The following is a 19,955-nucleotide window of genomic DNA, read 5'->3' on the forward strand; positions in this document are numbered from 1 at the left end:
CGTTGTGCCGTGAGTCAGCGTCTGAGCCGCTGTGGTGGTGGGCGTTGTGCCGTGGTTCAGCGCCTGAGCCGCGAACCAGCTGTTGCCCAACAGCTGGTTCGCGGCTCAGGCGCTTTTTCGTGTCCGGACCAAGTGAATTCGAAAGTATATTCGAATTCGATTTTCTGCACGTTGCCGGTGCCGGTACATTGAAGCCATGAGCGTACAAGAAACCGTGGCCGCGGCACGGACAGCCTTCACCAGTGGAACGACCAAGCCCCTGGCATGGAGGCTGGGGCAACTCAAGGCCATGAACCAGATGCTGCTGGACCACGGTGACGACTTTACGGCCGCCCTCGCGGCGGACCTGGGCAAGCACCCCGCCGAGGCGTGGCTCACCGAGCTTGGCTTCCTGACAGCCGACATCGCCCACACCGTCAAACACCTTGAGGGGTGGCTGCGGCCGCGCAGGGCCACCGTGCCCCTGACCTTGCAGCCGGCACGGGCCACCACCGTGCTTGACCCCCTCGGCGTCGTCCTGGTCATTGCGCCGTGGAACTATCCCATCCAACTGCTCCTGGCCCCAATCATCGGTGCGCTCGCAGCCGGAAACACGGTGGTTGGCAAGCCCAGCGAGATGGCACCTGCCTGCTCGGCCGCCCTGGCCCGGTGGGTCCCCGAATACCTTGACGGGGCAGTCAGCATTGTCGAGGGCGGGGTGCCGGAAACCACGGAGCTGCTCGCGGAGCGCTTCGACCACATCTTTTACACGGGCAACGGCCGGGTGGGCAGGATCGTCATGGCCGCCGCCGCCAGGAACCTGACGCCGGTGACGCTGGAACTGGGCGGAAAGTCGCCCGTCTACATTGACGACACCGTTGACATGGTCGCCGCGGCCCGCAGAATTGCTTGGGGCAAGTTCATGAACGCCGGGCAAACCTGCGTGGCCCCTGACTATGTTCTGGGCACGGATGCGGCGCTGGCCAAGCTGGCCAAGGAACTCCCTGAAGCAATCAACGACCTCTACGGTCCGGACCCTTCGCACAGCCTGGCCTACGGGCGGATTGTCAACGACGGCGCCTTCGCCCGGATTGCTGGCCTGCTGGCACGGGACCTGGACGACGACGCCGGGTCCGCCCTCGTCAGTGGCGGGCGCACAGATGCTGCCACCCGCTACATCGAACCCACAGTGCTTCATGTTGACGCCGAGGCGCAACTGATGGTGGACGAGATCTTTGGTCCGGTGCTGCCGCTTGTCACGGTTGGCTCGGCGGCCGAGGCAATCGCCTACATCAACGGGCGGGACAAGCCACTGTCGTTGTACGTCTTCAGCGAAGATGCAGGGGTGCGGAAGGACTTTACGGAACAAACGTCGTCGGGCGCGCTGAACTTCGGCGTCCCGGTGGCACACCTGTCAGTTCCCGAGCTGCCGTTTGGCGGGGTGGGGGAGAGCGGCATGGGCAGATACCACGGCCAGTACTCCGTCGACACCTTCTCCCACCACAAGGCCGTGCTGGACAAGCCGTTGTCCCCGGACACCCTGTCCCTGATCTACCCGCCTTTTGGCTCTGTCAAGAAGCAGATCATCAAGCGTTTTGTGGCACCGGCAAGAAAATTCAGGAAGGCCTGACGCGCCGGGGCCTGCGCGGCTGGGGCCTGACGCGCCGTTGGTTCTGACCCGCGGGGTCTGACCCCGACATCCAAGGGGCGGCTACGGCGTCAGGTCCACGTGACTGGTGCCCGTCACGTCCTGGAGGATGCCGGCCAGTTTGTCAACGAACACCTCAACCCGCGCCGTCCGGTTGTCGTTGATGAGCAGGGCAAAGATGTTCCTGGCCAGCCGAATTTCCGGCACATCCAAAACCACCACGTTCTCGGGCCGGCCCTGCAGCGCCAGCTCGGGCACCAGGGCGGCGCCCATGCCCACGCTGGCCAGTTGCAGGCTGGCATTGAAATCATCACTGTAGACGGCAACCCGCGGGTGCAGGTTGCAACTGGCAAAGAGCCGCTCAATCACGGCAGCGTCACTTGTTCCGGGGTGGTGCATGATCCAAGGCATGTCGGACAGCTGGGCGGCTTCCACCACTGAGCCGGGCCGGATGCCCCACGACTTCGGCAGGACGACCCTGAAGTCGTCATCCCCAATCCACTGCCGGTTGATGGTGTGCGGCCACGCCAGCCCCGACTGTCCCACCTGGTACACCAGCGCAACATCCAGTTCACCGCCTGTCCGCAGTCCGCCAATGGTCTGTTGTGGTTCGCCCACCGACACATGCAGGTTGATGCCCAGTCCGGGCCATTCGGGGCTGCGCAGGAGCCGCGGCAAAACGTGGGTGGCCAGCGACGGAAAAATGCCCAGCCGCAATTCCTGGCTGGTGCCCTCCTCGGTCCTGGCGCTCGCAGCCAGCAGCGCATCAATGTCCGTGAGCACCTTCGCCGCATGCCGGGCCATGACAAGGGCGGCATCCGTGGGCAGCACGCTCCGGGCTGACCGGTGGAACAGCTTCACCCCGCTGTCGCGCTCCAGCGCGGACATCTGCTGTGACACTGCCGACGCCGTGTACCCCAGTTGGGTGGCTGCGGCGGCTAGGGACCCGCGGCGGACGACCTCGAGCAGGGTCCGCAGGTGCACTGGGTTGATCAAGGCGCTCTCTTTCTCACTGCCGGGCGGGTTCCCTGCAAGCATAGACGGCCGCCGCAGCTTGCGTAATGCCGCCCCGGCGCATGCAGAACCACCGCCCGTTGTGTACATTTGTACATAACGAATTGCCGTGCCTGAATGAGTGACGGAATGGATGACTGAATGGATGACGGAATGAACTACGGAATGGACACAGCAATGCAGCACCCGCATTTCGCCCATGACCCGCGCACCATGCGGGAACGCATGGAAGCCGGAGACCTCTACCTTGCTGAGGATGCCGAACTTGCCACCGCCTCCCAGCGCGCCATCACACTGGCCCACCGCTACGGCCAGCTGTGGGCGGAGGACCGTGACGCCGCCGAGGAAATCCTGGCCGCCCTCGTCGGCTCACTGGGGGAGGACGTGGAGATCCGGCCGCCGTTCTTCGTCGACTACGGCCGGTACATCACCATCGGCCCCAGGACGTTCATCAACTACAACTTCACCGCCCTCGACGTAGCGCCCATCACGATCGGCGCCGACGTCATGATCGGTCCGGGCGTCCAGCTGCTGACACCGACACACCCGCTGGAGCCATGGCTGCGCCGGGACAAGCTCGAATCGGCCCTGCCCATCACGATTGGCGACAACGTCTGGCTCGGAGGCGGGGTTATCGTGCTCCCAGGCGTCAGCATCGGCGACAACACAGTGGTCGGAGCAGGTGCCGTCGTCACCCGGGACCTGCCGGCCAACGTGGTCGCCGTCGGCAACCCTGCACGCATCACCAAGAAGCTGTGAGGCGGCGCCCGTGAACGGCAAGGCGGCGCAGGGGCAATCAGGCCAGGAAACCAAGCTGCGCCGCCGCTACGATCCCGACAGGCGGGGGAACATCATTGACGCCGCCTTGGACGTCATCGCCGAACACGGTGTGGCCGGGACAACCTATCGGAAGATTGCCGCGGCCGCCGGGGTGCCGTTGGGTTCCCTGACCTACCATTTTGAATCCCTGGATGAAATTCTCCAGGAAGCGTTCACGAAACTGGCCAACCACACGGGCGACGGTTTTGAGGCTGCCATGGCTGAGGTGGGCGATGCGGCGCAGGCACGGGCCGCCGTCGTCAGCTTGATCACGGGGGAACTCCTGAACGATCCCCGGACCATGGTGCTCTCGTATGAGCTGTACGCGCTCGCCGTCAGGCGCCCCGAGCTGCGCCAGGTCACCGACGCGTGGATGGCGCGCAGCCGGGCGGCGGTCGGACGCTTTTTCGACGAGGCCACCACCATCATGCTCGACGCCCTCATTGAAGGGCTGACCATGCACCGGTCGCTGTCCCTGGCACCCATGCCCCGGAGCACAGTCGAGGAAGCAGTCAATCGAATCGCGGGAAAACCTTGAGCCTGAAAACGAACCAACGCGGCGATGTGCCCCGGACCGTGGGCCATGCTCGGCTGGCCGTGGCCGCACTGTTCCTGACCAACGGGGCGCTCTTTGCCAACCTGCTGCCCCGGTTTCCGGCCATCAAGGCATCCCTGGGTCTCAGCAATGCAGAGTTCGGCATTGCCGTGGCGGCCTTCCCCCTGGGTGCCCTGGTGGCCGGGCTGGCCGCCGGCGCCTTGATCCGCCGTTTCAGCTCGGCCCGTGTGGCAGTGGCCGGCACTGTCCTGACGGCGCTCGGGCTGGTGGCCGCGGGCTTCGCGCCGTCCGGGCTCTTGTTTGCCGTGGGGCTCAGTGCGGCCGGCGCCATGGATGCCATTACCGACGTCGCGCAAAACTCCCACGGACTGCGGGTCCAAAAACTCTTTGGCCGCTCAATCCTGAACTCCTTCCACGCTGTCTGGAGCATGGGGGCCGTCGCTGGCGGTCTCATGGGGGCCGCGGCCGCAGGGCTGGGCGTTCCCGTCCAACTCCACCTGGTCATTTCCGGGATCCTGTTTGCCGCGGTGTCCCTGGGCTGCCTGCGCTTCCTGCTATCCGGGCCGGAGCCGGTGGAGGTTGTGCCGGCGGCTTCCCCTGCCGCGAACGACGCCGGGCCCGCCCCCAAGTCCCGAGGCTGCGGGAAGTATGGGGTGCTTTTGGCGCTGGTCTTGATCGCGTCCGCCGGTTCCCTCGTGGAAGATGCCGGCAACACCTGGGCAGCCGTGTATCTCACGGGCGGGTTTGCCGCGTCCGCGTCAGTGGCCGGGCTCGGATTTGTGGCGCTTGTCGGGGCGCAGTTCATCGGCCGCATGGTGGGTGACTCCCTGGTTGACAGCTTTGGCCAGCGCAGGGTCGCGCAGGCGGGCGGGCTGATTGTTGCCCTGGGCATGGGGCAGGCGCTGATGTTCCCGAGCATTGCTGGCACCATCGCGGGCTTTGCTGCCGCCGGTTTTGGCATTGCCACCCTGGTTCCCGCAGCCATGCATGCTGCGGACAATTTGCCCGGGCTGCGTGCAGGGACGGGGCTGACGCTCGTGGGATGGCTGATGCGCGTGAGCTTCCTGGTGTCCCCGCCCATAGTGGGGGCCGTCGCAGATGCGTCATCACTGCGGGCGGGTCTGCTGGTGGTGCCGCTGGCAGGAGTGCTGGTCCTTGTCCTCTCGCCGGTGCTTTCGCCGGCACTGGTCAGGAAAACCGGCGCACCGCAGCAGTGATTATTCGGGCGGGCCGTGAATTCGGGCCCGCCCGCAGATGGCTGTGACCTGCGGTGATACTCAGTGCCAGATCACCGAAATTCCCGGTTTCGTGTCACGTTCCCCAGGCAGGCTGTCCTGGGTTGTCGCTGCCGCATGCGACCATGAGCTGATGGAGATTCGATACCCCCGGCCGCTGAGGTCAGGCGACATCATTGGCGTGACGGCACCGTCGAGCGGAATAAGCAAAAAACTTTTGGGACGCCTCGACTTTGCAGTGCAGCAACTGCGTGACAGTGGTTTCGAAGTAAAAGTCGGCGATTGCCTGGACGGCACCACACACGTCAGTGCCCCTGCCAAGCAACGGGCCGAGGAGCTGATGCGGATGCTTTTGGATCCCACAATCAAAGCAGTGGTTCCCCCGTGGGGAGGAGTGATGGCCATCGACCTTATTTCCCATCTTGATTTCGACGCACTCGCCCTCGCCGAACCAACCTGGTTCGTGGGCTACTCCGACATTTCAACACTGCTCACACCAATCACGCTCCGGACAGGAATGGCGACCCTCCATGGGAGCAACCTCATGGACACTCCCTATCGCGTTCCCGAGTCACTGATGTCGTGGATCGAGATTGCCTCGCTGCCTGCAGGAGCGACATTTAGGCAGATTTCGCCGGGCGTTTATCGAGTCAACGACTGGGACGATTGGGAAAACAACCCTGGGGCATCGCAACACACATGGAACGGCAGCGGCGCCTGGGAACGACTCGACCAGGGGCAGGAGGACGTGAATGTTACATGCCGCCTGATCGGTGGGTGCATAGAAACAATGGTCAACCTCGCAGGAACCCCCTATCTCAACACCAAGGCCCTGCGTGAAGCTCCAAGCGACTCGTTGATTGTCAACGTGGAAGCTTCCGGCGTTGACGCGACCACCATCTGCCGTCATCTTCACGGCATGCGCCTGGCCGGATTCTTCGACGGCGCCAGTGCCGTCCTCGTGGGCCGAACCGGTGCCCCTGACTCGCCGACACTCACCCAGGCCGAGGCTGTCCTGGATGCCCTGGGAACACTCGGCGTACCCATCATTGGCAACGTCGAATGCGGCCACGTTCCGCCACAACTCCCCATCGTCAACGGAGCCCAAGGCCACTTGTTCTTTAGCGAAGAAGCACAATACCTTGAGCAGACCCTGGCATGAGCCGACCCTCGTGATGCCAACGACCACTGACCAAAACTGACAGTGATCACATGAACTTAGTGTCTGCCCGCTCAAGGTTCGGCGTGCTGACTCGATGAGCGCTCAGTGGTGATGGCCGATCGAGGTGGGATGCTGGTTCTGTGGACTTGAAAACAAACACCAATGTGCCTGTGATCGCGATTCGTCCCTACCGTCTCGCGGATGCCGCAGACACCATGGCGATCTTCCTTGCCGCCGTGACCGAAACAGCTGCCGCCGATTACTCGCCGGAGCAGATTCAGGCGTGGGCACGTCCGGAGGCACGCGAACTGTCCACCTGGCACGCCGCGATGCACAGGCGGAACAGCTACGTGGCTACCGTGGATGGGGAGCCGGCAGGCTTCTCCGACGTAGACGCGCAGGGGTATATCGACATGATGTTCGTGTCCCCGCGCTACCTGCGGCTCGGGGTGGCACGCCATCTGCTTGCCCACGTGGAGGCCCACGCGCGCGCAGAGCGCCTGACAGAGCTGAGTGCCAATGTCAGCATCACGGCCCGGCCTTTCTTCGAGCGCTGCGGATTTGTAGTCGTGGCTGAACAACATCCTGTGATGGTCGGCGTGCGGCTAACCAACTACGCCATGACGAAGAGCCTGCTCGGCAACTGATCCGCGCTGGGAACGAGACTCTCCCAGCGGCAAGAGCCCCCGCCAAGGTTCCCCCTGCGGGCGCACGCAACATGGCTGGCCGGGACTCTCAATCTTGCTGGCGGCCACAACCTGGCCAATGATCGGGGGCATGAAATGGGGACGAGGGGCAAACAACTTGGGCTCCCATATGCCGCCCCGCTTCCTGGTGTTGTGCCGCCCCACACCCGGGAAGGCCGACACGCCGACACGGTCGACACGCCGCGCGAAATATTGTGACTAACTCCTCCACACCCTGTGGACAGAGGGGGGTTAAACCTTGATTTCCAGCGCTTTTAAATCCCTGTGCCTGTGGACGAACGGTGTATAAAATGACATACTTGTAATACACCATGTAGGGGTCGGCATCGAGAGTCTGCACTACATGTAGTATCTAATACAGAATTCAAGTGGTTCCGAAGGAGCCGCTGAAACAGCTCGAACAGCTTGCGAGACCGTGACGTGAACCGTTGGTCCCACAGACAGCGAGTTAGCCGTTTTCTGTAGTCAGAATTAGCAATAAACATAAGGGGATCTCGATCATGACCGTCACGGTTTACACCAAACCTGCATGTGTCCAGTGCAACGCCACCTACCGCGCCTTGGACAAAAAGGGCATCACCTACAAGAGCGTGGACATCTCCACCGATCCGGAAGCCCTGGAACACGTGCTCAGCCTGGGATACCAGCAGGCACCTGTTGTGATCACCGACGCCGACCACTGGTCAGGCTTCCGCCCGGACAAGATCGCCGAATTGGCTGCGGTCGTTGAAGGCGCCGCGTCGAGCGTAGCGTAGTGGGCTGCAGGCTGAGGCCTGCGGAATCACCATAATTTCACGTGCGCACAGCGCACACGAGTGGGGCTGGCCAGTCAGACGGCCGGCCCCACAACCGCAAGTAAGAAGTTGGAAAGCGATTGTCATGTCAACCGTTGCAGCAGAACCCGCTGTGGCTCAGATAGCCTCTCGATACACCAGCAGCCGGTTGATTTATTTTTCATCAGCCTCCGACAACACCCACCGCTTCGTTGTGAAGCTGGGCGTGGACGCGGCACGGCTGCCGGTATACACCTATGAAGAAACCCTTCTGGCCCAGGAGCCCTTCGTCTTGATCCTCCCCACCTACGGCGGGGAAAATCGGGAGGGCGCAGTGCCAAAACAGGTCATCAAATTCCTCAATGTAGCGGATAATCGGAACCTGATCCGCGGCGTCGTCGGCGCCGGGAACACAAATTTCGGCGAAACATATTGCCTCGCCGGTGACATCGTCGCCGAGAAGTGCAAAGTACAGCATTTATACCGTTTTGAACTGATGGGCACGTCTGAAGACGTGGACCGCGTTCACGAAGGATTGGAAGAATTTTGGACACGATTGTCTCAGAACAAGACTCAGCAGTGAAGGCGTCCAAGGACATGCCTGCGGCATGGGAAGGCCTCGGCTACCACGAGCTCAACGCCATGTTGAACCTGTACAACGCCGACGGCGAAATCCAGTTTGACGCGGACCGCGCAGCTGCCCGTCAGTACTTCCTCCAGCACGTTAATAACAACACCGTGTTCTTCCACGACCTGGAGGAAAAGCTGGACTACCTGGTGAAGAACGAGTACTACGAGCGCGAGACGCTTGACCAGTACACGATGAACTTCATCCGCGACCTCTACAACCACGCGTACAAGAAGAAGTTCCGTTTCGAGACCTTCCTTGGCGCGTTCAAGTTCTACACCTCGTACACGCTGAAGACCTTTGACGGCAACCGTTTCCTGGAGCGCTACGAAGACCGTGTGTGCATGGTGGCACTGCACCTTGCCCGCGGCAACGAGGAACTTGCCACGAAGATCGTTGATGAGGTCATCGAGGGCCGCTTCCAGCCGGCAACCCCCACCTTCCTCAACGCCGGCAAGGCGCAGCGCGGCGAGCTCGTCTCCTGCTTCCTGCTGCGCATCGAAGACAACATGGAATCCATTGGCCGCTCCATCAACTCCGCACTGCAGCTGTCCAAGCGCGGCGGCGGCGTGGCATTCGCGCTGACCAACATCCGCGAAGTGGGCGCACCCATCAAGCAGATCGAGAACCAGTCCTCCGGCGTCATCCCCGTCATGAAGCTCCTCGAGGACAGCTTCTCCTACGCCAACCAGCTCGGTGCCCGCCAGGGTGCAGGCGCCGTCTACCTGCACGCCCACCACCCCGACATCAACCGCTTCCTCGACACCAAGCGCGAGAACGCCGATGAGAAGGTACGCATCAAGACCCTCTCACTGGGTGTTGTCATCCCCGACATCACCTTCGAATTGGCCAAGCGCGACGAGGACATGTACCTGTTCTCCCCGTACGACGTCGAAAAGGTCTACGGCATGCCGTTCTCCGACATCTCGGTCACCGAGAAGTACTACGAAATGGTGGACGACGCCCGGATCAAGAAGACCAAGATCAAGGCCCGCGAGTTCTTCCAGACCCTCGCCGAGATCCAGTTCGAGTCCGGCTACCCGTACATCATGTTTGAAGACACGGTGAACCGCGAGAACCCCATCGAGGGCAAGATCATCATGAGCAACCTGTGCTCGGAGATCCTGCAGGTTTCACAGCCGACCACGTACAACGATGACCTCTCCTACGCCGACGTCGGCAAGGACATTTCCTGCAATCTTGGCTCGCTGAACATTGCCAAGGCCATGGATTCACCGAACTTGGGCAACACCATCGAGACGGCCATCCGCACCCTCTCGGCAGTGTCCGACATGTCAAACATCACCAGCGTGCCTTCCATCGCCAAGGGCAACGACCAGTCGCATGCCATTGGTTTGGGCCAGATGAACCTGCACGGCTACCTTGCCCGTGAGCGCGTCCACTACGGCTCCGAAGAGGGCCTGGACTTCACCAACATTTACTTCTACACGGTGGTCTACCACGCGATCCGTGCGTCGAACCTGTTGGCCATCGAAACGGGCAGCACCTTCGCCGGCTTCGAGAATTCCAAGTACGCCAGCGGCGAGTTCTTCGACAAGTACACCGATGGCGAATGGGTTCCGCAGACCGAAAAGGTTGTGCAGATGTTCGAAGGCGTGCACATCCCCACCCAGGAGGACTGGCGTGCGCTGAAGGCCTCGGTCGTGGAGCACGGCATCTACAACCAGAACCTGCAGGCTGTTCCGCCCACAGGTTCCATCAGCTACATCAACAACTCAACGTCCTCGATCCACCCGATCGCCTCCATGATTGAGATCCGCAAGGAAGGCAAGCTGGGTCGCGTCTACTACCCGGCCCCGTACCTGACGAACGACAACGTCGAGTACTACAAGGATGCGTACGAGATCGGCTTTGAGAAGATCATCGACACCTACGCCGCCGCCACCCAGCACGTGGACCAGGGCCTGTCCCTGACGTTGTTCTTCAAGGACACCGCCACCACGCGTGACATCAACAAGGCCCAGATTTACGCCTGGCGCAAGGGCATCAAGACCATCTACTACATCCGACTTCGCCAGCTCGCGCTGGAAGGCACAGAAGTGGAGAATTGCGTTTCATGCCAGCTGTAGCACCACAAAACTGAAGAGCACGACGGCGGGGGAATCCCGCCGTCGTGCCTTCGGCTTAAGATTGACTTGGCCCGCGCGGCCACCAGGATTTTTACAAGGAGAGAAGCAGCGATGACACCGGAGAAGCTGAAGTTGGCGAGCCACGTGAAGGCCATCAACTGGAACCGCATTGAGGACGACAAGGACGTTGAAGTCTGGAACCGCCTGTGCAACAACTTTTGGCTGCCGGAGAAGGTGCCGCTGTCCAACGACATCCAGTCCTGGGCCACGCTGACACCTGAAGAGCAGCTGCTCACCATGCGCGTGTTCACCGGCCTGACGCTGCTGGACACCCTGCAGGGCACGGTGGGCGCCGTCTCGCTGATCCCGGACGCCATCACCCAGCACGAGGAAGCCGTCTACACGAACATTGCGTTCATGGAGTCCGTGCACGCCAAGAGCTACTCCTCGATCTTCTCCACCTTGGCCTCCACGAAGGAGATTGACGAGGCCTTCCGCTGGTCCGTTGAGAACGTGAACCTGCAGAAGAAAGCCCAGATCATCGAGTCGTACTACTACGGCGACGATCCGCTCAAGCGCAAGATTGCCTCCACGCTGCTGGAGTCCTTCCTGTTCTACTCGGGCTTCTACCTGCCCATGTACTGGTCGTCACGGGCCAAGCTCACGAACACTGCCGACCTCATCCGCCTGATCATCCGTGATGAGGCCGTGCACGGCTACTACATTGGCTACAAGTACCAGAAGGGCCTGGAGAAGGTTTCCGAGGAGCGCCGCGAAGAGTTGAAGGCCTACACCTTCGAGCTCATGTATGAGCTGTACGAGAACGAGGTCCAGTACACCCATGACCTCTACGACCCCGTCGGCTTGGCCGAGGACGTCAAGAAGTTCCTGCACTACAACGCCAACAAGGCGCTCATGAACTTGGGCTACGAGGCCATGTTCCCGGCGGCCGTCACCGACGTGAACCCGGCCATCCTCTCGGCCCTGTCGCCGAACTCGGACGAGAACCACGACTTCTTCTCTGGCTCCGGTTCCTCCTACGTCATCGGCAAGGCAGTGAACACCGAAGACGACGACTGGGACTTCTAGGAGCTTCTCTCTGAAGCCCAGCGAACAGCTGGTCAGAAGCCCGGATCCGCGAACTCTCGTGGGTTCGGGCCTCTTTCGTGCCCTCTTCGAAATGACAGAGGAGGACAGAGATGACCAGGAATGCCCGTTCGGGACGGCACGTGGGTGGCACGTGCGCACCCTCCGCATGGAAGCAGTGAGGCCTGCCACCCGGATTTTGGAGTTGGCGAGCAACCGAGGACGTGCCAATTCGTGCCACAGGTGACTTGAGAGATCCCTCACGATCCTCGGAAACATGCGGATCCTGGGGCTGCAACGGTGCGACATCGAGTGGCACGCTGATGGCAGCGCAACCCTGCATGTGCGTCGTCAACTGAACGCCAACACCGGCGACTAAACCGACACCAAGAGCGACGCAGGCAAACGGTCGCTCAGTATCCCGAAGCTCATGACCGTTCGGCTGAAGCAACACCTGTCTGACAACGTCGCGCCGAAGCTAAAGCGCTGCTGATGGGAGGCCGTACTCCAGCCGGAGCCAGTTCACCCAGCGGTTGAGTTCGAGGAGTTCTCGCTCAAGGTCGTGCGAGGTGAGCGGGTTCCAGTTAATCGGGTGCGGTGGCTCCGGCACGAGATCTGGCTCAAACGGCTCGGCATGCATGCTCTCGGAGCCTTCGTTGGGTGCGTCATCGTCGTTCATGGTGATGTTCCCGTCGGATTAGCGGCCGAGGGACGGCGCACTGCTCACGGCAGGCTGCGCACGGGGGTCAAGGCACGGCTCTGCTCGCTGGCGGCGTGGTTCCGATGAGCGCCGAGACCCCCGTTGCCGAGGCGGCCTGCCAGTGGTCGTCCGGGGCGTGCAGGTACGCGATGTCGATGCGGTCAAGCCCCAGGCGGTCGAGGCTGTCCTCGACGGAGCGCAGGACGCCGCCGCGCGAGAAGTCCCACACGCGCATTGTCAGCGCCTCGACGATGAAGCCGTCGTCTTCCAGGCTGCCCGCACCCGCCGGATGGGCTTCGAGCAAGCGTCCGACTTTGGTGGAGAGTACATATGCGTCGCGGTCGCGCGAGCGAAGCGCGGCGCCGAGACGCCTTTCGGACAGGCTCAGGCCGAAGTGTGGCGCGGTGTCGAAGTACCGGATGCCGGCATCCCATGCGGTGTCAACGGCCTCGCGAGCATCCTTGTCCGGGATAGCGCGATTCAGGTTGCCGAGTTACGCGGGGCCGAAGCCAATCTCTGTTAGGGAAAGGCCGCGGTTGATCTGTCGGGACTTCATGGATCCTCCTCAGGCGGCAGCGTCGCCCGCTGCTCTATTCAACGGACGCCCCGGCCTTCTGGGCATATTAAACATGTGATGTATGCTCCTCTTAGTTTAGGGCAAGAGAAGTCAAGGGCAATTTGAAGATCACTGGTTACCGATGCATCCGCACGTACCGTGACTGGGGGCGCCCGATCGGTGACGTGAACGGGTGCATCGACAACGGGCTGACCGAAGTGCCGATTGTGATTCTGGAGACGGACGCGGGCATCACCGGCATCGGTACCGGCTCGGACCAGGACATCGACCCACTGTTCCCGGCACTCGAAGGCGAAGATCCGCGTGCGGTCACAGCTCTATACGACCGGATGCTGGCACGCGTCTTCAGGGCCGGGCACGCGGGCGCGACCTTCGGAGATGAACTCGGCTCGAACACGCGTCACCCCGCTCTCATGCACGACGCGAACTAGTCCTGGAACCTCAAGCACGCGGTGCGAGATGTCACGGCGCTCGAGAGGGACACCGATCTGATCTGGGTCGAGGAGCCGCTGCGAAGGTGGGATGCTCCGGGTCACGCAAGATTGTCCAATGCGGTGAGAGCCGCGGTCGCCACGGGCGAAAACTTGACAGGACTCGAGCAGTTCCGCCCGTTGCTGGACGCCGGCGGCGTTGACATCGTGCAGGTTGGCTGCGTCTGGGGTGTCACGCACTTCCTTCGGGTTGCGCACCTCGCTCATGCTCATGACCTTCTGATCAGTCCCGTCGGGCTGACCTCCAATCAGGCGGTCGCGCATGCCACAACGGCAGTCCCAAATCACCTGGTGACCGAGGTGCAGGATCTGGGTGCGCCGTTCGGACTGACGATCGACCCGGAGATCATGGACGGGGACATCGTGCTGGGGGATGCGCCGGGTCACGGGGTGAGTGTCGACGAGGAGGCGATCTTGGCGAGCCAACTGGCTGCGAGCTGGCTCGTGCCCGCGGGGCCTCACGTGCGTCCGCATCGGGCGGGGCTGCGACTCATCGCGGAAGACGACCGCGCGGAGCGCGCACTGTGAGGCCGGATGCGCCGGCCGACGCTGGTAGGCTGAGCGAATGACGACCCGGGACACGCCGCAAGCGGACTCCATGTTGATCCTGGGCGGCGCATCGTCCCGGACACCCGCTGCCCGCCTGGGTGTTGCGGTCGTTCATGATCTGGTGACCGCGATCGTGAACGGCGAGGTTCCGCCCGGGGACACGTTGCCTCCCGAGGAGCGTCTCGTGCAGCACTTTGGTGTGAGCAGAACAGTCATCCGCGAGTCGGTCAAGAGGATTGAGGAGAAGGGCCTGATCACGGTGGCGGCCGGTCGCGGCACGACGGTTCAGCCATCCACCTCGTGGAACATCCTCGACCCGGTGGTGCTGTCTGTCATGCTGGAGAACGATGATTCGCTCGGGGTGCTCGATGATCTCGCGTTGATCCGAGGCGCACTCGAGGGGGCGATGTCGGCTGAGACCGCCCGCCGCCGCACCGATGATCAACTCCACGACGTGAGGGCGGCTCTCGAGCGTATGGAGAGCTCGGTCCACGACCTCGAGCACTTCCCTGGGGCGGATGTCGACTTCCACTTCCTCGTGATGACTCTCTCGGGCAATCAGTTGGCGAGCAACATCACGAAGATCCTCTTCCAGCGCGCTCTGCAGACGGCACGGTTTTCCGCCAATCAGACGGCAGAGGCCCACGAGCTGACGCTTTCGGAGCACCGGCGGGTGTACGACGCGATCGCGGCCGGAGACGCCGCGGCGGCAGAGTCCGCGATGAAGGCTCACATCATTGACTCCTGGCAGCGCCGTCGGCTGCCGACCACGCGCGACAGCTAGTCACCCTGTGACCTCCTCGAAGGAGGCAGTTAGGGACGCGCCACGTTCTGTCGCAGGTTTCCACCACGGGTATGCCATTCCCCGGCGAAGATCTGCCGCTCGGGGCTAGAATGGTCCGGGTCCTCGACGGCGGTGGCCACAAATGCGGCGCTTAGTAGAGCCCTGGTCCCCGCAACCCCAGGTCCGCCGCCGATTCGAGCGGCGACACCGGCGCGCCCAGCAGGTGTCGCTCGGTTTTAGCGGGAAGCGACTGGGGCAGCTGTTTCAGAGTTGGCGCGGCGACCAGCAACGCGACGAGTGGTCCCACCACCGTCAGCCGCCAGGCGCGGCGGGCGGCGCGCGCGGAGCTAACGGTGTCACGCGCGGTACCGGAACACGGTACTCTGCCGACGTGCCCTCCACTTTCCACGAGCCTCCGGAAGCACGATCAAGAATTGTTGCCGCCATCGCGGCCGGGTCGGCCGACGAGGCGACTTCGACCATGCTCGGGCACATCGTGGACGCCTGGACGGGCCAGCGGCCGGCGGACCAGCGAGGAACGACGAGCGCCAGGTGGGCCCGCTGCGACAGCGCGGACTTCTGTCCCGCACCCCTTGTGCAAACATCATACGTATGATTTTGTTGACCTGGGGCAAAGCAGCCCTGCTCAACATCACGGAAGCGATCAGTCATGACATTGATGTCACACACGCGGGAAGTCTCTCTCCGAAGAAAGGGCAGGTGGCAAGCGGCTGCCGGATTTGCCGGCGCGGCAGGCCTGCTCTTGGGTGGTCTGGGCGCATCGGTTGCCCAGGCGGCACCGCCGGAGAAGGACAGCGTCTACTACGCGTCACCCGACGGTCGCGACCAAGGGCAGTGCCAGGAGCAGCACCCGTGCTCGCTGGAGCACGTGCAGGGTGTCGTGCGAGACACGGCCGCCAAGGGGAAGGGCGATGTCACCGTCGTGCTCGCCGACGGCACCTACCGCATCGACCGCCCGCTCGAGTTCCGTGCGCAGGACGGCGGCCGGGACGGGCACACCGTGCGCTGGACGGCTGCTCAGGGCGCGCACCCCGAGATCTCGGGCTCGACCCAGCTCTCGGGCTGGCAGCAGTATGACGAGGCCGCGAACATCTACGTCGCGGACACGCCGGCCGGTCTCGACACCCGGCAGCTCTACGTCGACGGCGTCGCCGCGCCGCGGGCCGCGACCAGCCTGGCGCTGAGTGACCTGACGCTCACCCCAACGGGGATGACGATCAACAACCCTGCGCTCGCCTACTTGGCGGACCTGCCAAGGCAGGACCGGATCGAGTTCGAGGCGCTCGGCGACTTCACCGACCGCTACTCCCCGGTGCAGAGCATCGCGGGCAGCACGATCACGATGGCCCAGCCCGCCTGGGACAACAACACGTGGGGCTGGGACACGGTGCAGTACGCGCACATGGACAAGTCGACGTGGTATTTGGCGAACTCGCTCAGCTTCCTGGACGAGGCGGGGGAGTGGTACGTCGACCCCGACGCGGGGAAGCTCTACTACAAGCCCGCAGACGGCGTGAACCCAGAGGACCTCGACGTCGAGCTCCCGCGGGTGGAGACCCTCGTCAGCGTCGGCGGCACCTACGACGCCCCCGTCTCCCACCTGGAGTTCAGCGGTCTCACCTTCACCGGGACCTCCTGGCTCGGCCCCTCGAGCAACGACGGTTACGCCAGCCAGCAGAACGGGGGCTACCTCAAGGGCGAGTACGATTACCGCCCCGCCGACGCCTTCACCAGCTGCAGCCGCGGCTGTGAGGCGTACGAGCGGACGCGCAACACCTGGTTCCAGGCGCCTTCCGCCGTGCAGGTGTCCGCCGCCAACCACATCACGTTCGCGCGGAACGCCTTCCGCAACCTTGGGCAGTCGGGCCTCGGCATCGGCAACGACGACAACGCGACGCTCACCGGGATCGGGCTCGGCGCCAGCAACATCGACGTGACCGGCAACGTGTTCACCGAGGTCGGTGGCCACGCCCTGTTCGTGGGCGGGCTTCGGGCGGACGCGCATCACCCCAGCGACACCCGGATGACGAACAAGGACATCCTCATCGACAACAACACCATCAGCCGCGTCGCCGTGGAGTACCAGGACACCTCCGGCATCCTCAGCACCTACGTGACCAGGGCGCAGATCGTCCACAACGAGGTCGAGAACCTCTCCTACGCAATCGACACAGGTTACGGCTGGGGGATCAACGACGCCGGCGGCTCCCAGGAGTACCTCAACCGCGGATACTACAAGTACAACCCGCTCTACCAGACGCCGACGACGCTCAAGGACAACCTGATCGCGGGCAACCTCGTGCACGACATCACGCCCGGCTTCGCCGACTCCGGCAACATCTACAACCTCTCGGCGAGCCCGGGGACGGTGATCGAGGATAACTACATGTACAACGTCTCCGGCGTCGGCATCTATCTGGACGAGGGCAGCCGCTACACCCTCTCCCGGCACAACGTCCTGAGCGACTCGAACCCGTGGGTGTTCACCAACGCGTACAGCGCCGGCAACGGCACGAACGACAACACGCTGCAGGAGAACTGGTACAACTCCGGCGGTGCCCAGATCCCGAACGCCGAGGAGCACAACAACCGGCTGATCGACAACGTGCAGGTCAGCGGGAACAACTGGCCCAGCGGTGCGTGGGAGGTCATCTGCGCGGCGGGCGTCGCCCCCGAGTACCGCACGGAGCTCAACGTCAACCTCGGCGGTATCGACCCGGGGTGCCAGACGGATGTGACCAAGCCGCAGGTGACCCTCGTGGCACCGACTGCGGCCGGTCCGTTCCAGAAGCTCACGGTGCAGGTCGACGCGACCGACGACTACGGGCTCCAGAAGATCGTGGCGAACATCTACAAGGGATCGACTCTCGTCAAGTCCACGCAGACCGCGGTCGGCGGGGCTAAGACGGGTACGCACTCGGCGACGGTCACGCTTCCCGAGGGCGACTACACGATCAAGTACAACGCGCAGGATCTGAATGGGCTCATCTCGCAGACGAGCACCTTCGCGTTCACGATCGACACCACGGCGCCGACCGTCACGATCAAGAACGGCGCGACCGAGACGGTGGGCTCCGACGGCATCTACTCGCTCGTGAGCTTCAAGCTCAACGACGCGGGCAAGATCGACAAGCTCACCCTCAACGACGTCGAGAAGGACCTCACGAACAACGCGTGGTCTGATCTCAACTACGTCAAGCAGGGTGCGTTCGGCGCCGTCGCGGGGCTGAACACCCTCGTCGTCCACGACGTGGCCGGCAACACCGAGACACTCACGTTCACCTTGAACTGACGTTCCGGCCCGACCGAGGCGCCCCCGCGACATCCCTGGCGCGTGGGCGCCTCGCCACCAACAGAGTCTTGACGACCAGGGCACGCGCGGTAACGTGTGGCACGTTCGAAACCGGTCCGACGATGACTTCGACTATGACCAGGAGCGAAGAGTGACCACGATCGGCGCCGACGCCCGCCTCACCTACCCCTCCAGATTAGGACCTCGTTACCTTGACAGAAATTGACAACCGCGTGCTCTTCGGCGCCGCGTACTACCACGAGTACCAACCCTCCGCTCGGCTTGACCAGGACCTCGACCTCATGCAGGAAGCTGGGTTCACCGTGATCCGGGTGGGCGAGTCCACGTGGGCCACCTGGGAGCCAGAGGACGGAGTGTTCGACCTTGACTGGCTGCAGCCAATCCTGGACGGCGCGCGTTCGCGAGGGATCGCCGTCGTGCTGGGTACGCCCACCTACGCCGTACCCCCGTGGTTGACGCGCAAATATCCCGAGATCGCCGGAGAGCGACGCACTGGAGAGCGCATCGGTTGGGGGGCCCGTCAAGAAATGGACCTGACACACGCCGCCTACCGCTTCCACGCCGAGCGCGTCATCCGTGCCGTCATCGGGCACTACCACGACCATCCCGCAGTGGTCGGTTTCCAGGTGGACAACGAACCCGGCCTCGAGTTGCTGCACAACGAGGGTGTGTTCCAGGCTTTCGTCGACGACCTTCGCCGCACCTACGGCGATGTAGAGACCCTGAACCGGGAGTGGGGACTCGTCTACTGGTCGCATCGACTCACTACCTGGGCGGATCTGTGGCGACCGGACAGCAACGCCCAACCACAGTACGACCTCGCCTGGCGGAAGTTCCAGGCCCGGATGGTCACCGAGTTCATCGGCTGGCAGGCCGAGATCGTCCGGGAGATCGCTGGCGCCGAGAAGTTTGTGACCACCTGCATCGCCTACGACAGGCCAGGAGTGCAGGACCCGGAGCTGACGGCAGCGCTGGATGTTACCGCGGGCAATCCCTACTACGCGATGCAGGAAGGTCTCGCTCTCCCAGCCACAGAACATCTCACGCCGGGCTGGACCACGAGCGGGACCTGGGCGATATTCCACAGCGCAGACCGGATGTACTCCTCGAAGCAGGCGCGGTTCCTAGTCACCGAGACGAATGCCGGGGCCATCGGCGGCCCGGCCATGAACGCGCCGGCGTTCGATGGCCAGTGGCGACAGGCCGCTTGGGCAATGATCGCCCGGGGCGCACGAATGATCGAGTACTGGCACTGGCACACATTGCACTTCGGTGCCGAGACGTTCTGGATCGGAATTCTCCCGCACGACCAGCGGCCCGGGCGGGTCTACGAGCAGCTGGCCGCGCTGGGTGCAGAGATCAAGTCTGCCAAGGATCACCTGAGCGGACTCGTCCCGGACGCCAACGTGGGGCTGCTGTGGTCCAACGAGTCGATGTGGGGCCTCGAAGGTCAGCCGGCGCTCGCCCGCGACGACGGCTCCGCGGACCCTGACAGCTATCAGCGAATATTGCACGCCTTCTACCGCGGAGCGTTCGATGCCGGTGCGCCGGTGCGAATAGTCCACGACGTCCAGCTGGTCGAGCAGGGCGACGGCACGCGGCTTCGCGAACCGGCCGAGGTCGCCGCCGAGCTGCCCGTCCTGCTGGTGCCGGCGCTCTACGTGGCCAGCGACGCGCTGCTCGACTGGTTGCGCGACTACGCCGAGGCGGGCGGACACCTGGTGCTCGGACCGCGCACTGGATATGCGGACACCGAGGCCAGAGCGCGCGCGGAGGTCAAGCCGGCGCGGCTCGCCGCCACCGCCGGCGTCAGCTACTAGGAG

17 protein-coding genes and 1 pseudogene are annotated in these 19,955 nt (G+C 63.3%); 15 read left to right on the forward strand and 3 right to left on the reverse strand.

Features of this window, described 5'->3' with window-relative positions; translation table 11 throughout:
• The first annotated feature begins 196 nt into the window (after positions 1-196).
• Positions 197-1,609, forward strand: coding sequence for an aldehyde dehydrogenase family protein (locus tag AC1L6K_RS11515; protein WP_480949015.1), 1,413 nt, complete (start codon positions 197-199; stop codon positions 1,607-1,609).
• Between the two features lie 81 nt (positions 1,610-1,690).
• Here the strand turns inward: AC1L6K_RS11515 and AC1L6K_RS11520 are convergent, their stop codons facing one another.
• A complete protein-coding gene (locus tag AC1L6K_RS11520) occupies positions 1,691-2,623 on the reverse strand; it encodes a LysR family transcriptional regulator (RefSeq protein ID WP_480949016.1) in 933 nt (310 codons plus the stop codon).
• Positions 2,624-2,794: 171 nt separating this feature from the next.
• Between AC1L6K_RS11520 and AC1L6K_RS11525 the strand changes: the two genes are divergently transcribed.
• The 9 genes from AC1L6K_RS11525 (at position 2,795) to nrdF (ending at position 11,700) form a co-directional block, all read left to right on the forward strand.
• Positions 2,795-3,400, forward strand: coding sequence for a sugar O-acetyltransferase (locus AC1L6K_RS11525; protein WP_480949017.1), 606 nt, complete (start codon positions 2,795-2,797; stop codon positions 3,398-3,400).
• A 10-nt stretch (positions 3,401-3,410) separates the two neighbouring features.
• Positions 3,411-3,998 carry a TetR/AcrR family transcriptional regulator gene (locus AC1L6K_RS11530; RefSeq protein WP_480949018.1) on the forward strand — a complete coding sequence of 196 codons (588 nt, stop codon included), beginning with the start codon at positions 3,411-3,413 and terminating at the stop codon, positions 3,996-3,998.
• Complete coding sequence (locus AC1L6K_RS11535) at positions 3,995-5,233, forward strand: MFS transporter (protein WP_480949019.1); 1,239 nt, start codon at positions 3,995-3,997, stop codon at positions 5,231-5,233. The genes AC1L6K_RS11530 and AC1L6K_RS11535 overlap by 4 nt, the downstream gene beginning before the upstream one ends.
• Positions 5,234-5,324: 91 nt before the next feature.
• On the forward strand, positions 5,325-6,413 hold the full coding sequence (locus tag AC1L6K_RS11540; protein ID WP_480949020.1) for a S66 family peptidase: 1,089 nt from the start codon (positions 5,325-5,327) through the stop codon (positions 6,411-6,413).
• Positions 6,414-6,553: 140 nt separating this feature from the next.
• On the forward strand, positions 6,554-7,060 hold the full coding sequence (locus AC1L6K_RS11545; protein WP_480949021.1) for a GNAT family N-acetyltransferase: 507 nt from the start codon (positions 6,554-6,556) through the stop codon (positions 7,058-7,060).
• Between the two features lie 560 nt (positions 7,061-7,620).
• Positions 7,621-7,875 carry a glutaredoxin-like protein NrdH gene (nrdH, locus tag AC1L6K_RS11550; protein ID WP_480949022.1) on the forward strand — a complete coding sequence of 85 codons (255 nt, stop codon included), beginning with the start codon at positions 7,621-7,623 and terminating at the stop codon, positions 7,873-7,875.
• A 124-nt stretch (positions 7,876-7,999) separates the two neighbouring features.
• Positions 8,000-8,476 (forward strand): class Ib ribonucleoside-diphosphate reductase assembly flavoprotein NrdI, encoded by a 477-nt coding sequence (gene nrdI / locus AC1L6K_RS11555; protein ID WP_480949023.1) that lies wholly within the window; start codon positions 8,000-8,002, stop codon positions 8,474-8,476.
• Positions 8,477-8,490: 14 nt separating this feature from the next.
• Positions 8,491-10,611, forward strand: a complete 2,121-nt coding sequence (gene nrdE, locus AC1L6K_RS11560) for a class 1b ribonucleoside-diphosphate reductase subunit alpha (RefSeq protein ID WP_480952748.1) — start codon at positions 8,491-8,493, stop codon at positions 10,609-10,611.
• A 111-nt stretch (positions 10,612-10,722) separates the two neighbouring features.
• Positions 10,723-11,700 carry a class 1b ribonucleoside-diphosphate reductase subunit beta gene (nrdF, locus tag AC1L6K_RS11565; protein ID WP_480949024.1) on the forward strand — a complete coding sequence of 326 codons (978 nt, stop codon included), beginning with the start codon at positions 10,723-10,725 and terminating at the stop codon, positions 11,698-11,700.
• Positions 11,701-12,175: 475 nt separating this feature from the next.
• On the opposite strand, the gene AC1L6K_RS11570 is transcribed toward nrdF, so the two are convergent.
• Positions 12,176-12,376: a hypothetical protein gene (locus tag AC1L6K_RS11570; protein WP_480949025.1), complete on the reverse strand. Its 201-nt coding sequence runs from the start codon at positions 12,374-12,376 to the stop codon at positions 12,176-12,178.
• 67 nt (positions 12,377-12,443) lie between these two features.
• Positions 12,444-12,881: an aldo/keto reductase gene (locus AC1L6K_RS11575; protein ID WP_480952749.1), complete on the reverse strand. Its 438-nt coding sequence runs from the start codon at positions 12,879-12,881 to the stop codon at positions 12,444-12,446.
• Between the two features lie 194 nt (positions 12,882-13,075).
• On the opposite strand from AC1L6K_RS11575, the gene AC1L6K_RS11580 reads away from it, so the two are divergent.
• The 5 genes and pseudogenes from AC1L6K_RS11580 (at position 13,076) to AC1L6K_RS11600 (ending at position 19,952) form a co-directional block, all read left to right on the forward strand.
• Positions 13,076-13,405, forward strand: a complete 330-nt coding sequence (locus tag AC1L6K_RS11580; RefSeq protein WP_480949026.1) for a hypothetical protein — start codon at positions 13,076-13,078, stop codon at positions 13,403-13,405.
• A gap of 15 nt (positions 13,406-13,420) precedes the next feature.
• A pseudogene (locus AC1L6K_RS11585) lies at positions 13,421-13,993 on the forward strand (enolase C-terminal domain-like protein); the annotation flags it as partial.
• 37 nt (positions 13,994-14,030) lie between these two features.
• Positions 14,031-14,798, forward strand: a complete 768-nt coding sequence (locus AC1L6K_RS11590; RefSeq protein ID WP_480949027.1) for a FadR/GntR family transcriptional regulator — start codon at positions 14,031-14,033, stop codon at positions 14,796-14,798.
• A gap of 670 nt (positions 14,799-15,468) precedes the next feature.
• A complete protein-coding gene (locus AC1L6K_RS11595; protein ID WP_480949028.1) occupies positions 15,469-18,111 on the forward strand; it encodes a right-handed parallel beta-helix repeat-containing protein in 2,643 nt (880 codons plus the stop codon).
• Positions 18,112-18,323: 212 nt separating this feature from the next.
• Positions 18,324-19,952, forward strand: a complete 1,629-nt coding sequence (locus tag AC1L6K_RS11600; RefSeq protein WP_480949029.1) for a beta-galactosidase — start codon at positions 18,324-18,326, stop codon at positions 19,950-19,952.
• The last annotated feature ends 3 nt before the right edge of the window (positions 19,953-19,955 follow it).

Source organism: Specibacter sp. BI4 (genome assembly GCF_056680095.1).

What these genes read in the sequence shown, in the direction of transcription:
- AC1L6K_RS11515 (WP_480949015.1), top strand. Translation starts at nt 197, where the DNA reads ATGAGCGTACAAGAAACCGTGGCCGCGGCACGGACAGCCTTCACCAGT.
- AC1L6K_RS11525 (WP_480949017.1), top strand. Translation starts at nt 2,795, where the DNA reads ATGAACTACGGAATGGACACAGCAATGCAGCACCCGCATTTCGCCCAT.
- nrdH (WP_480949022.1), top strand. Translation starts at nt 7,621, where the DNA reads ATGACCGTCACGGTTTACACCAAACCTGCATGTGTCCAGTGCAACGCC.
- nrdI (WP_480949023.1), top strand. Translation starts at nt 8,000, where the DNA reads ATGTCAACCGTTGCAGCAGAACCCGCTGTGGCTCAGATAGCCTCTCGA.
- nrdE (WP_480952748.1), top strand. Translation starts at nt 8,491, where the DNA reads ATGCCTGCGGCATGGGAAGGCCTCGGCTACCACGAGCTCAACGCCATG.
- nrdF (WP_480949024.1), top strand. Translation starts at nt 10,723, where the DNA reads ATGACACCGGAGAAGCTGAAGTTGGCGAGCCACGTGAAGGCCATCAAC.
- AC1L6K_RS11570 (WP_480949025.1), bottom strand. Translation starts at nt 12,376, where the DNA reads ATGAACGACGATGACGCACCCAACGAAGGCTCCGAGAGCATGCATGCC.
- AC1L6K_RS11590 (WP_480949027.1), top strand. Translation starts at nt 14,031, where the DNA reads ATGACGACCCGGGACACGCCGCAAGCGGACTCCATGTTGATCCTGGGC.
- AC1L6K_RS11595 (WP_480949028.1), top strand. Translation starts at nt 15,469, where the DNA reads ATGACATTGATGTCACACACGCGGGAAGTCTCTCTCCGAAGAAAGGGC.